This window comes from Serratia sp. Nf2, assembly GCF_003028435.1.
GTDB lineage: Bacteria > Pseudomonadota > Gammaproteobacteria > Enterobacterales > Enterobacteriaceae > Serratia > Serratia marcescens_L.
Genome location: NZ_PYTW01000001.1, coordinates 129,348 through 141,720, shown reverse-complemented (window position 1 = coordinate 141,720; position 12,373 = coordinate 129,348). Strand labels below are relative to the sequence as shown.

The window sequence follows — 12,373 nt, the reverse complement described above, 5'->3', positions numbered from 1 at the left end:
CGTGTTGCAACGAGTCATGATGTTAACTTTACCGCTGCTGCTGACCGGCTGTCTGTCGCTGGATCCGCACTACCAGCGCCCGGCGTCGCCGGTGCCCGCCAACCTGCCGCAGGGCGAGGCCGGCGGCAACCAGGCGCTGAGCTACCCGGACGTCGCCTGGCGCGACTATGTCCAGGATGCCCGGCTGCGCCAGGTGGTGGCGCTGGGGCTGAACAGCAGCCGCGATCTGCGCGAGGCGATCGCCAATATCGCGTCGGCGCGCGCCCTGTATGGTGAGCAGCGCTCGGCGCTGTTCCCGACAATCAATGCCACCGCCGACGGCAGCCGCGGGCGGGCGCTGACCGGTAACGGCAACGCCACCGCGCTGAGCCAAAGCTACGAAGCCGCGGCCGGCGTCAGCGCATTCGAGTGGGATCTGTTCGGCAAAAACGCCAGCCTGTCGCGCGCTGCGTTCGAAACCTATTTGGCGAACTCGGAGGCGGCGAAAAGCACCCGTCTGACGCTGATCGCCGATATCGTCACCGACTGGGTGGCGGTGGCGGCCGAGCGCAGCAATCTGGCGGTGGCGCAGCAAACGATGGCGAGCGCCAAACGATCGCTGGACGTCACGCGTAACAATCAGCAGCACGGGATTGCGTCGCTGGTTGACGTGGCGTCGGCGGAAACCGTCTATCAGCAGGCGCGATCGGACGCCGCCAGCTACGCCACCAGCGCTGCACAGGCGAAAAACGCGCTGGATTTGGCGGTAGGGCAAAGCGTGCCGGAAAACCTGCTGCCGAGTGGCATCGAGGCGCTGGGCGGGATCATGCGCGATCTGCCGACCGGCGTCTCTTCGCAAGTGTTGCTGAAGCGGCCGGACGTGCTGCAGGCCGAGCATAACCTGAAATCCGCCAACGCCAATATCGGCTCGGCGCGGGCGGCGTTCTTCCCGTCGATCAGCCTGACCGCCAGCGGCGGCGTGGGCAGCGGTGAACTCTCCTCGTTGTTCAGCCACGGCGCCGGCGTCTGGTCGTTCGCACCGAGCATCAGCCTGCCGATCTTCAGCGGCGGCTATAACACGGCTCAGCTCAACTACACCCAGGCGCAGAAAGACCTGTATGTCGCCACCTATGAGAAAGCGGTGCAGACGGCATTTCAGGAAACCGCCGACGCGCTGGCGCGCAAAGCCACGCTGCAGGAACAGCTGGCGGCGCAAACCGGCTATGTGGGGGCGGCGCAACAATATTATCGCCTGGCCGAGCTGCGTTACCGCCAGGGCGTGGACAGCTACCTGACGCTGCTGGACGCGCAGCGCACGCTGTACACGGCGCAACAGGCGCTGATCGCCGCGCAGCAGACCGCGTACGACAATCAGGCCACCCTGTATAAAGTGTTGGGCGGCGGCGTTACCGCCGAGCGGCAGGGGGATGGCGTCCTCGCCGACCAGACGACGCTCAGCCGCTAACCGTCGACCGCGCGCGCCAGGCATTTGGCTGCGCGCGGTTTTTTTATGGAAAGTGTAAAGAAACAGAAAACCCGGCCGGCGGTCAGAACTCGCCGCGGTGAGCAGAGTCAGACAGAGAACCGCATTCATCTTTTATACATACCGGCTCGAGGTCGTCATGGCAGAAGACATTCAGCAACAGGTCATCGCGCTTATCGCCGCCTTCAACGCATCAGGGCGGCTGAAGAAGGGCGTAGCCATCACCCCGGAAACCGAGATTAACACCGCGCTCAACCTGTCGTTCAGCGATTCCAATACGCTGATGCGCCGCTACTTCGATACCTTCGGCGTCGACAGCGGCAACTATAATCACGAACTGTATTTCCAGCCCCCGACCAACACCGGGCGCTGGTTTTCCCCCTCAGCCTGCAAAGAACACCCCCGGCCGCTGTGCGTGTCGATGCTGGTGCGTTCCGCGCGCGCCAAACGCTGGCTGTACGACATCCACTTCCTGATCGAGCAGCTCCGCTAGCGCCGCGTTACTGTTCCAACACCTCGGCGAACTTCGCCAGCCACTGCGGATGCGCCGGCCAGGCCGGGGCGGTGACCAGATTGCCGTCGACGTGCGCCTGATCGATGCCGATCTCCGCATAATGACCGCCGCCCAGCCGCACTTCCGGCGCGCAGGCCGGGTAGGCGCTGCAGGTGCGGCCTTTCAACACCCCGGCCGCCGCCAGCAGCTGCGGGCCGTGGCAAACGGCGGCGATCGGTTTTTTCGCGGCGTCAAACGCCTGCACCAGCGCGATCACGTCGGGGTTCAGGCGCAGGTATTCCGGCGCCCGGCCGCCGGGGATCAAGAGCGCATCGTAGTGCTCTTCTTTGGCGGCGGCGAAGTCGGCGTTCAGGGTGAAGCGGTGGCCGGGTTTCTCGCTGTAGGTCTGCGCCCCGTCAAAATCGTGGATTGCGGTCTGGATGTAATCGCCGACGTCTTTGCCGGTGCACACGGCGTCCACCCAATGACCGATCATCTGCAATGCCTGAAACGGCACCATGGTTTCGTAATCTTCGGCGTAGTCGCCGACCAGCATCAGGATCTTTTTCTTGCTCATGATCACAACTCCTGCGGGATAGGGATTGCCTAAGGTATAGCCCAGTGCCCCTGGGAATGCGAACCACAAAGCGCCTATCTATACTCGTGATACTGCGGCGCTTTTCTCGCCGCTCAACCCCAGGGAGGATCCCCGATGCTGAATCTGGCTACCTTGCTTGAAGAGAGTGCGCGCACCTGGCCGGAGCGGCCGGCGGTGATACAGGACGACAACCCGCTCAGCTATCGGGCGCTTAACGACATGGCCAATCGGGTGGCGAATTTGTTGGCTGCGCGCGGCGTGCGGCCCGGTGAACGGGTGGCGCTGGCCTGCCCGAACCGGCCGGAGTTTCCGGCTATCTATTACGGCATTCTCAAAAGCGGCGCGGTGGTGGTGCCGCTGAATATTCTGCTGAAAAGCGCAGAGTTCGACTATTACCTGGCGGATTCGGCGGCGGTGGCGCTGTTTTGTTTTGAGGGCAGCAGCGGCCTGCCGCTGGGGGAGGAAGCGCTGCGGGCGGCGGCGAAGGCGGAGCAGTGCCGCGAGGTGTTTATCATCGGCGATCGGTTGCCGCTCGAGGGAGAGCGTTTCAGCGCGGCGATAGCCGAGCAGGCTACCGAATTCGCTTCGGCGACGACGCTCGAAAGCGACACCGCGGTGGTGCTGTATACCAGCGGCACCACCGGCCGCGCCAAAGGGGCGGAGTTGACCCACGCCAATCTGGTGCTCAACGCCTTGGGATCGGTGCGGCTGTTCGACGGTTCGGAGACGGCCCCCGATCGTCACCTGGTCACGCTGCCGCTGTTCCACACTTTTGGTTCGACTGTGCAGATGAACGCCGGGTTTGCCGCCGCCGCCACTCTGGTGCTGGTCGAGCGCTTCGACGCCGCGCAGGCCATCGCGCTGATGCAACGGCACGGCATCACCTTTTTCGCCGGAGTGCCGACCATGTATTGGGCGCTGTTGAATGCGCTGGATGAACACACGGATATCGAACGCTTGCGCAGCACGCTGCGTATAGCGGTGTCTGGCGGCGCCAGCCTGCCGCTGCAGATCCTGGAGGATTTTTCGCGCCGCTTCGGCGTCAACATTCTCGAAGGATATGGGCTGTCGGAGACCAGCCCGGTCGCCACCTTTAACCATCCCCACCGCGTGACCAAACCCGGCTCCATCGGTCAACCGATCTGGGGCGTGGAGGTGCGCCTGCTAGACGCCACTGGGCAGCCGGTCGACGGCATCGATCAGGTCGGGGAGATCGCGGTGCGCGGTTACAACATCATGAAAGGTTACCTGAATCGCCCCGAAGCGACGGCGGAGGTGCTGGAAAACGGTTGGTTCCTCACCGGTGACCTGGCGCGCCGCGACGCCGACGGCTTCTATTTCATCGTCGATCGGGCCAAGGACATGATCATTCGCGGCGGGTTCAACGTCTATCCGCGCGAGATTGAAGAGGCGCTGATTCGCCATCCGGCGGTGTCGTTGGTGGCGGTGATCGGCGTTGAACACCCGTCGCTGGGCGAAGAGATCAAAGCGGTAGTGGTGTTGAAAGAGACGGAAGAGCCCATCGAGGAGGAAACGCTTATTGCCTGGAGCCGGGAGCGGCTGGCGGCGTACAAGTATCCGCGCATCGTCGAGTTCGTCGAGCGTTTGCCGATGACCAGCACCGGTAAGGTGTTGAAGCGCTGTTTGCGCTGAGGAAAATCCGGCCTGCCGGGGCAGGCCGGGATACGGGCATCAACCTGGGTAGATGCCGCGCTCTTTACGTGCGGTCAGGATGCGTTCACAGGCCACGATGTAAGCGGCGGTGCGCAGGCTGCACTCTTTCTCGGCCGCCTTGTTCCAGACGTGGACCATGGCGTCGGTCATGATTTTGTCCATACGCTCATTGATCTCGGACTCGCTCCAGAAGTAGCTCGCCATGTCCTGCACCCACTCGAAGTAACTGACCGTTACGCCGCCGGCGTTACAGATAACGTCCGGGACCACGGTGATGTTACGGGAACGCAGAATGTCGTCTGCCTCTGGGAAGGTTGGGCCGTTGGCGCCTTCCAGCACCAGCTTGGCGCTGAGGATTTCAGCGCGCTGGCGGGTGATCTGGCCTTCCAGCGCAGCCGGGATCAGGATGTCCATGTCGACTGACCAGAACGCTTCGCTTTCGATCTCGCTGGCGCCCGGGAAGCCGGCGATCTGCTTGTGCTTGACCTGGTATTCGGTCAGCGCGGCCAGATCGATGCCATCGGCGTTGAACAGGGTGGCGGAGTGGTCCTGGATGGTGACGACGCGTGCGCCGACGCCAACGAACAGGCGAGCCGCTTCGCTGCCCACGTTACCGAAGCCTTGTACCGCCACTTTGGCGCCTTCGATTTGCACGCCCAGACGTTTGGCCACTTCGCTGCCGGTGACGAACACGCCGCGGCCGGTCGCTTTCTCACGGCCCAGGGAGCCGCCGAGGTGGATTGGCTTGCCGGTGACCACGCCGGTGATGGTGGTGCCGTGGTTCATGGAGTAGGTGTCCATCATCCAGGCCATCACTTTGGCGTTGGTGCCGACGTCCGGCGCAGGAATGTCTTTCTGTGGCCCGATGATGAAGCCGATTTCGCTGGTGTAGCGGCGGGTCAGTCGCTCCAGTTCACCTTCAGACAGTTTGAACGGGTCGACGCGGATGCCGCCCTTGGCGCCGCCGTACGGCAGGTTGACCGCGGCACACTTGATGGTCATCCAGGCGGACAGGGCCATCACTTCGTTCAGATCGACGTCAGGGTGGAAGCGGATGCCGCCTTTACCCGGCCCACGCGACAGGTTGTGCTGTACGCGGAAACCTTCGAAGTGGCGGATGGTGCCATCGTCCATCTGCAGCGGGATATCAACAATCAAAGCGCGCTTAGGGTGACGCAGCGTATCAACCCAGCGTGACAGCTCGCCGAGGTAAGGGGCGACGCGATCGATTTGTTGCAGATATGTAGCCCAAGCGGTGGTGCTGCTGTCTGAAGCGTAGGATAGCTTTTCCATAACCAACCTTTATATATTAGAGGTATTTATTTCGTTTAACCGTGGATTAGCAAGCGCATAACACTTTGCGACGCTAAATTTACCACTAATTATGCCGGTTGTTAGCCCCCCTCTCATCGGGCCAGCGGGCGGTTTTTCGCCGCCTGCAGGGCGATAAATGAATAGTTAATTACTTTTTGTCGGTGGTGAGCGAGCACATGCATAATTTATGCATATAAAGCGCATAAAAACCCTTTTTATCTATTTTTCAGAAGCTTGAATGTGATCAAAAAGTTTCATTTTATTTAACTGCCATGTTGACAATGGCATTTCCCCTCGCCAGAGTTAAATTAATGTTAAAACGGCTCCGGCGTCGTTTTTTTGTTGCACAAGGGAAAGTATAACCATTTGATATTGTAGTGTTTACCCACCACGCTCAGGCTTTGTACGCCAAACGTGGGCGCTACGCGGCTCACGAGAGCATTTTCTCGGCACCCATTATTATTACCTCCCTGTTACAACGGGGCGGGCAGCGTTCGGTCTCAATTTTATTGCCGGTTAGAGCGCCCACGGGCGTTTCACTCCTGCTGCAGCCGCACATCGGTTGCTTAATCGCCTTAATGACGGACAGGTAATACCATGAAAAAAAATCACTGCGATCGGCTGAACCCAGGTTCAGCCGAAGGGCCAAACTGTGCCCAAACCCTGCAGCGCGGGCTGAGCGCGCGCCATATTCAACTGATTTCGATCGGCGGCGCCATCGGCACCGGGCTGTTTATGGGCGCCGGGAAAACCCTCGCGCTGTCGGGCACCTCCATCGTACTGACTTACGCCATCGTCGGCTTTTTCATGTTCATGGTCATGAGGGCGATGGGGGAGCTGCTGCTCACGCGGCTCGATTATCGTTCGTTCGCCGATTTCGTCTCCGAATACCTGGGGCCGCGCGCCAGCTTTTTTCTCGGCTGGTCCTACTGGCTGAGCTGGGTCGTGACCTGCATTGCCGACGTGGTGGTGTGCGGCGGCTACGTGCAGTATTGGCTGCCTAACGTCTCGCCCTGGCTGCCGGCGCTGCTGACGCTGGGGTTCTTGTGTCTGTTCAACATGCTATCGGTCAAGATGTTCGGCGAAGCCGAATTCTGGTTCGCGATGATTAAGGTGGTGGCGATCGTCGCGCTGATTGCCACCGGCGTCTGGATGGTGTTCAGCGGCTGGACCTCGCCGGACGGCGTGACCGCTTCGCTGCATAACGTCACCGATCCCGCCATTTTCATGCCACACGGCATCTTCGGCTTCTTCGCCGGTTTCCAGATCGCCATTTTCTCCTGTACCGGCATCGAGCTGCTGGGCACGATGTCGGCGGAGACCAAAAACCCGGAGAAGGTGCTGCCAAAGGCGATCAACGCGATCCCGGCGCGCATCATCGTCTTCTACGTGTGCTCGATGCTGACCATTATCGTCGTCACCTCGTGGAGCCACATTTCACCGGACAGCAGTCCGTTCGTGATGCTGTTCGATCGGGCGGGGCTGCCGGCCGCCGCGGCGGTGATCAACTTTGTGGTGCTGACTTCGGCGATGTCCTCGGCCAACAGCGGGGTGTATTCCAGCACCCGCATGCTGTACAGCCTGTCGATGGAAAAGCACGCCCACGGCCAGTTCCGCATTCTGTCCCGCACCACGGCCATTCCGATCCGCAGCCTGCTGTTTTCCTGCTTCTGCATGGTGTCCGGCACCTTGCTGCTGGTGCTGGTGCCGAACGTCATGACGCTGTTCACCCTCGTCTCTACCGTGGCGGCGATCCTGGTGGTTTACAGCTGGGGCATGATATTGGTCGCCTACCTGGTATATCGCCAGAAGCGGCCGGATCTGCACGCCGGTTCCCACTTCAAAATGCCGGGCGGGGTCGCAATGGCCTGGCTGACGCTGGCATTTTTCGCCTTTACGCTAGTGCTGATGGTGTTCGATCGCGATATGCTGATCGCGCTATGCAGCATGCCGCTGTGGTTTACCACGCTCGGCCTGATCTGGCGCTATCGGGTCCGTGACAGCGTGGCGCGCGAGAGCTACGTGTTTTATCGGCGTGGCGCCGAGGCGGAATAACCGGCGAAGGATGCGCAGTTGCCGCCGCTCGACTCGGCAAGCGGCGGCAACTGCGGTATGCTAAGCGGCTGAACCGCAAACCAAACCGGGCCATACGGAGACACCCCAGCGTGCCGAACTCTTCTTCTCAACTCGAACTTTTGCGATCGGTCGCCGACGGCATTTCCGCGCTGTTTTTCCCGAATGCAGAAGTGGTGATCCACGATCTGGCCACCAACAAGATTGCCTATCTGGCGAACAACCTGTCGAAGCGCAAACCGGGTGACGACGCCGGGCTGGAAGACTTCGAGCTCGCCGGCGGCGCCGGCGTGACCGGCCCCTATGAGAAGCTGAACTGGGACGGCAAAAAGATGCGCTCGGTGAGCATCGCCGCGCGCGACGAGCAGGGCAAGCCCAGCTATCTGCTGTGCATCAACCTGAGCACCGCGATGTTCGAGGACGCCCGCAACGCGCTGGACATGTTCCTGTCGGTCACGCGGCTGCAGCCACAGCCGCAAGAGCTGTTCAAAGATGACTGGCAGGAGAAGATCAATACCTTCCTGCACGATTGGCTGCGGCGCGAAAACGCCGCGCTCGGCGCGCTGAGCCGCGAACAGAAACGGCGGCTGGTCAGCGATCTCTATCATCAGGGGGCGTTCAAGGCCAAAAGCGCCGCGGACTACATCGCCAACGTGCTGTCGATGGGGCGCGCCACGGTGTACAAGCATTTGCGGGAATTGAAGCAGGAGTAAAGGCGGCGGGAAAGGCGGAAGAAATGGGCGGCGCTGGCCGCCCATTTTTGTTACCAGCGGTAGTTGACCGAAGCGATGATGCTGCGGCCGCTGCCGTAGAAGCAGGCGTACTCGCCGCTGCAGGATGAAACGTATTTCTTGTCCGTCAGGTTCTGCACGTTGAGCTGAAGCGCCGCACCGCGCAGCGCTGACGAGGCCTGACCGAGGTCATATTTCACCATGGCGTCGTACAGCGTGTAGTGCGGTACGTCGTACTGGCCGGTGGCGTCGGCCGGCGCATCGCCGATGTAACGCACGCCGCTGCCGACGGTCAGGCCGTTCAGCGCGCCGCTCAGGAAGCTGTAGCTGCCCCAGGCGGATGCCGCGTGGCGCGGGATGCCCGCCGGGCTGTGGCCAATTTCGTCCGCCGAGTTTGAGTCTTTGGTCACTACGTCGGTGTAGGTATAGGCGGCGGTCAGCTTGATTTCCGGCGTTGGTTGGGCGTGCACTTCCGCCTCAATCCCTTTGGATTTCACCTCACCGATCTGCTCGTAGGCGGAGGTGAGACGGTTGTAAGACGCCACATTGCGCTGGGTAATGTCGAACCAGGAGAGGGTCAGCAGGGTGTTGCCGCCCGGGATCTGGTATTTCACGCCCACCTCGGTTTGTTTGCCGGTGGTCGGCTTGAGCGGATCGGCGCCCGGCGCGCTTGGGTACAGGTTAGGATCGAACGAGGTGCTGTAGCTGACGTACGGTGAAATGCCGTTGTCGAAGGCGTAAAGCAGGCCCGCGCGGCCGGTGAACTGGGCATCGTTGTAGGTCTGCTCTTTACCGCCGCTGGTGCGATCGCGGGTGTTGACCTGCGACCAGTCCTGACGACCGGACAGCAGCAGGTTCCAGTTATTCCACTCCAACTGGTCCTGCAGATACACCCCGATCTGATTCAGCGTCTTCAAATCGCTGGAAGCCAGCGCCAGCGTGCTGCCATCGATGCTGGGGCGAACCGGGTTGGCCCAGTCGATCGGGTAATCGTTGCCGCGATCGCGATACATCTTCGAATCGATATGGCTGTAGCGGTAATCCAGCCCGCCCAGCACCGTGTGCTTCACCTCGCCGGTGTCGAACAGGCCCTTCAGCTGGTTATCCACGCCAAACTCGTTGGTCATCTGCGTTTCATGCTGCGCCATGCGGGTGACGGTGTGGTCGTTAACCTTCGAGTTTACGTTATAAACCAGATATTTATAGTCTTCATCACGGTGGGTGAAGCGCAGGTTCTGGGTAAACGACAGCGCATCGCTGAAGTTATGCTCGAGGCTGTAGCCGATCGACGCCTGCTCGCGCCGCGACTTGTTGAAGCTGGGTTCGCTGACGTTGAAGTCATAGGGCACATAGCCCGCGCTGGTCGGGAACAGCGTGCCGGCACGCGGCAGGAAGTTGCGCGATCCGGCTTTCGGATCGTTCTGGTAACTGGTCAGCAGCGTAAAGCTGGTGTCTTCATTCGGCAGCCAGGTGAAGGCCGGCGCGATGGCCACCCGTTGCTGCTTGCTGTCTTTGACAAACTCATGCTCGGTTCTGGCGATACCGTTCAGGCGATAGAACAGGGTGTTGTCGTCGTTGAGTTTGCCGCCGAAATCGAACGCCGTTTCCGCCAGATGGCGGTTGCCGGTGCTGAATTTGACTTCGTGAATGCTCTGGGCGGTAGGGCGTTTACTGGTCATCACCACCACGCCGCCGGGGCTGACCTGGCCGTACAGCACGCCGGCCGGGCCATGCACCATCTCCACGCGCTCCAGCAGCCAGGGATCGATCTGCCCGGCGCCGCCGTTTTGGCTCGAGAGGCCAAAGTGCAGGCCGTCGAGCAGCTTGGGCGCATAGCGGAAGCCGCGGCTGATCACTTCGTCATTGCGGTTGGAGTTGCCACGGTAGGTGGTGATCACCCCACTGGTGTAGTTCAGCGCGTCGGCGACCGACGCCGGCTCCTGATCGTTCATCTGCTCGCGCGTGACCACCGAGATGGACTGCGGCGTTTTGCGCAGAGGGGCGGCGGTCTTGGTGCCGGCGGCGCTTTCTTTGGCGACGATCCCTTTGACCGGCGCGGTCACGCTGTTTTGCGCGTCGGCGGTCACCAAAATCGTCTCGTCCGCCGCGGCGGACGCGTGTTGCGCCAAGGGCAGTAAGGCCAGCGCCGATCCCAGCAACAGACGCTTGGCGGCCGTCGCCTCCGCATTTCCGTTTGCTATCCCTTTGTTTTTAATCTTCATTATCTCTCCTGCATACCTGCGTTGTGTGTCATGCCACCCTGATAAACCCCGAAATGCCGACAAGCGGTCTTCTCCCGTCGACGCGGAAACGCCGTGTGTGCACGACGGTAAAAATCCGACAAATAGTATTGAAAATGATAATGAGTATCAATACGATTGTCAGGTTTTGTAAAAATCACTCGTGTTATGTAAGGGGCGCTATGGAGTTTTTGCCGGAAAAGAGGCCAGAAAGCGGTCATGAGGGATTGGCGGCGCAATGGCTGCGTGAAGAGGCGGCAGGACAGCCTGCGTGGTGGCAGAAGGTGGCCTCACACGGCACGCCCATCGTCGAGCCGCACGATGACCGCCACGTCAAAATGACCTGGCTGTGGCGCGATCCCGCCGGCGATGAACGGCACTCGCCAATACGCCGCGTTTACGCCGATATCAACGGCATTACCGATCACCACAGCACGTCCCCCAGCAGCCTGACCAGGCTCCCCGGCACCGACGTTTGGTACGGCGCCGCCGTTATCGATCGCCGTTGGCGCGGCAGCTATAGCCTGATCCCTATTACCGATCGGGATCTTCCCCCCGTATTCAGCGACGACGAAACGTTGCGCGACCGCCAGCAGCGCGCCTGGTGGGTATCGCTGTTCCCGTTGGCGATCGCCGATCCGCTGAATCGCCTCTCGCTGGGGCCGTCTCATCGCCCGCGGCCGGTTTCCCTGGCGCAAGGGCCGGATGCCGACGATCAAAGCGCCTGGCAGGCCGCCGATCGGCCATGGGACGAGGCGCGGCTACAGCTTTTTCAGTGGCGCAGCGAACGTCTGGATAACCAGCGGCGCGTTTGGCTGTATGCCAGCGGCGACGCGGCGGTGGAAGCGAATCGCCCGCTGGTGCTACTGCTCGATGGCCAAAACTGGATCGAAAGGCACGCGCTGTTGCCGGTGATCGAGCACGAAACGGCAAGAGGGCACCTGCCGCCCGCGTGCTGGCTGCTGATCGATGCGATCGACGGTGAACACCGGGAAAACGAGCTGCCCTGCAACGCCGCCTTCTGGCAGGCAATCATCGAAGAGCTGCTGCCGCAGGCGCAGAAGCGCGAAGCGTTCAGCGAGGAAGGGGCGCGCACCGTCGTCGCCGGCCAAAGCTACGGCGGGCTGGCAGCGTTATATGCCGGTGTGCACTGGCCGGAACGTTTCGGCCACGTGCTGAGCCAGTCCGGTTCCTTCTGGTGGCCCACGGTGCAATTCGTTACCCAGTTCGAAAAACGCCACGAACTGGAGGAAGGCTGGCTGATACGCCAGGTTCGGCAACGCGACGCGGCGGCGCCCACGCTCACCGTGATTCAGCAAGCCGGCGATCGGGAGGCGGACATCGAATTCGTCAATCGCCAGATGCATCAGGCGCTGACGGCGGCGGGGCACCGCGCCGAATACCGCGTGTTTTCCGGCGGGCACGATGCGCTCTGCTGGCGCGGCGGCCTGGTGGACGGCGTGCGCCAGCTGCTTTCCGCGATGAAATAACCCACACATTTTGACAGACAGGTAATGAAAATGACTCAGGAACAACAAAACCCGTTCGATGACGAAAGCCTCCGTTTCACCGTTTTGGTCAACGCGCAGCAGCAGTATTCGCTGTGGCCGCAGTTTGCCGACACGCCGCAGGGGTGGCGCGTGCTGATGGGGCCGGCGTCGCGCGGCGAATGCATCGACTACATCGAAACGCACTGGCAGGACATGCGGCCGGCGGCGCTGAAAGCGGCGGATGCGGCGCGTTAAGCGCCAGGCAGCCACATCGATACATTCCGTTTGAGGAAAAGGA

Annotated in this window: 10 protein-coding genes; 7 read left to right on the top strand and 3 right to left on the bottom strand. The window is 61.4% G+C overall.

The features are described from left to right. Position 1 precedes the first annotated feature (1 nt). A complete protein-coding gene (locus tag C9411_RS00645) occupies positions 2–1,444 on the top strand; it encodes an efflux transporter outer membrane subunit (RefSeq protein ID WP_146158846.1) in 1,443 nt (480 codons plus the stop codon). A 157-nt stretch (positions 1,445–1,601) separates the two neighbouring features. Further along, entirely contained in the window at positions 1,602–1,955 is a 354-nt protein-coding gene (locus tag C9411_RS00640; RefSeq protein ID WP_049200624.1) for a DUF1493 family protein, read from the top strand. 7 nt (positions 1,956–1,962) lie between these two features. On the opposite strand, the gene C9411_RS00635 is transcribed toward C9411_RS00640, so the two are convergent. Next, positions 1,963–2,532, bottom strand: coding sequence for a DJ-1/PfpI family protein (locus C9411_RS00635; RefSeq protein ID WP_107226220.1), 570 nt, complete (start codon positions 2,530–2,532; stop codon positions 1,963–1,965). A gap of 135 nt (positions 2,533–2,667) precedes the next feature. Here C9411_RS00635 and C9411_RS00630 point away from each other — a divergent pair, with 135 nt between their 5' ends. Further along, entirely contained in the window at positions 2,668–4,206 is a 1,539-nt protein-coding gene (locus C9411_RS00630) for a long-chain fatty acid--CoA ligase (RefSeq protein WP_107226219.1), read from the top strand. Positions 4,207–4,245: 39 nt separating this feature from the next. Here the strand turns inward: C9411_RS00630 and C9411_RS00625 are convergent, their stop codons facing one another. After that, the gene (locus tag C9411_RS00625; protein ID WP_063989903.1) at positions 4,246–5,520 is read right to left on the bottom strand and encodes a Glu/Leu/Phe/Val dehydrogenase; all 1,275 of its coding nucleotides are present in this window, start codon (positions 5,518–5,520) and stop codon (positions 4,246–4,248) included. A 618-nt stretch (positions 5,521–6,138) separates the two neighbouring features. Here C9411_RS00625 and C9411_RS00620 point away from each other — a divergent pair. Next, positions 6,139–7,596, top strand: a complete 1,458-nt coding sequence (locus C9411_RS00620; protein WP_107226218.1) for an amino acid permease — start codon at positions 6,139–6,141, stop codon at positions 7,594–7,596. 110 nt (positions 7,597–7,706) lie between these two features. Then, a complete protein-coding gene (locus C9411_RS00615) occupies positions 7,707–8,327 on the top strand; it encodes a transcriptional regulator (RefSeq protein WP_107226217.1) in 621 nt (206 codons plus the stop codon). Positions 8,328–8,377: 50 nt separating this feature from the next. Here the strand turns inward: C9411_RS00615 and C9411_RS00610 are convergent, their stop codons facing one another. Then, a complete protein-coding gene (locus tag C9411_RS00610; protein WP_063989900.1) occupies positions 8,378–10,567 on the bottom strand; it encodes a TonB-dependent siderophore receptor in 2,190 nt (729 codons plus the stop codon). Between the two features lie 200 nt (positions 10,568–10,767). Here C9411_RS00610 and fes point away from each other — a divergent pair, with 200 nt between their 5' ends. Next, positions 10,768–12,075 carry an enterochelin esterase gene (fes, locus tag C9411_RS00605; RefSeq protein ID WP_233221853.1) on the top strand — a complete coding sequence of 436 codons (1,308 nt, stop codon included), beginning with the start codon at positions 10,768–10,770 and terminating at the stop codon, positions 12,073–12,075. Positions 12,076–12,105: 30 nt separating this feature from the next. Next, entirely contained in the window at positions 12,106–12,330 is a 225-nt protein-coding gene (locus tag C9411_RS00600; RefSeq protein ID WP_049199691.1) for an MbtH family protein, read from the top strand. The last annotated feature ends 43 nt before the right edge of the window (positions 12,331–12,373 follow it).

Excerpts from the sequence above, each read along its gene's own strand:
- fes (WP_233221853.1), top strand. The coding sequence starts at position 10,768 with ATGGAGTTTTTGCCGGAAAAGAGGCCAGAAAGCGGTCATGAGGGATTG.
- C9411_RS00600 (WP_049199691.1), top strand. The coding sequence starts at position 12,106 with ATGACTCAGGAACAACAAAACCCGTTCGATGACGAAAGCCTCCGTTTC.
- C9411_RS00625 (WP_063989903.1), bottom strand. The coding sequence starts at position 5,520 with ATGGAAAAGCTATCCTACGCTTCAGACAGCAGCACCACCGCTTGGGCT.
- C9411_RS00635 (WP_107226220.1), bottom strand. The coding sequence starts at position 2,532 with ATGAGCAAGAAAAAGATCCTGATGCTGGTCGGCGACTACGCCGAAGAT.
- C9411_RS00640 (WP_049200624.1), top strand. The coding sequence starts at position 1,602 with ATGGCAGAAGACATTCAGCAACAGGTCATCGCGCTTATCGCCGCCTTC.
- C9411_RS00620 (WP_107226218.1), top strand. The coding sequence starts at position 6,139 with ATGAAAAAAAATCACTGCGATCGGCTGAACCCAGGTTCAGCCGAAGGG.
- C9411_RS00610 (WP_063989900.1), bottom strand. The coding sequence starts at position 10,567 with ATGAAGATTAAAAACAAAGGGATAGCAAACGGAAATGCGGAGGCGACG.
- C9411_RS00630 (WP_107226219.1), top strand. The coding sequence starts at position 2,668 with ATGCTGAATCTGGCTACCTTGCTTGAAGAGAGTGCGCGCACCTGGCCG.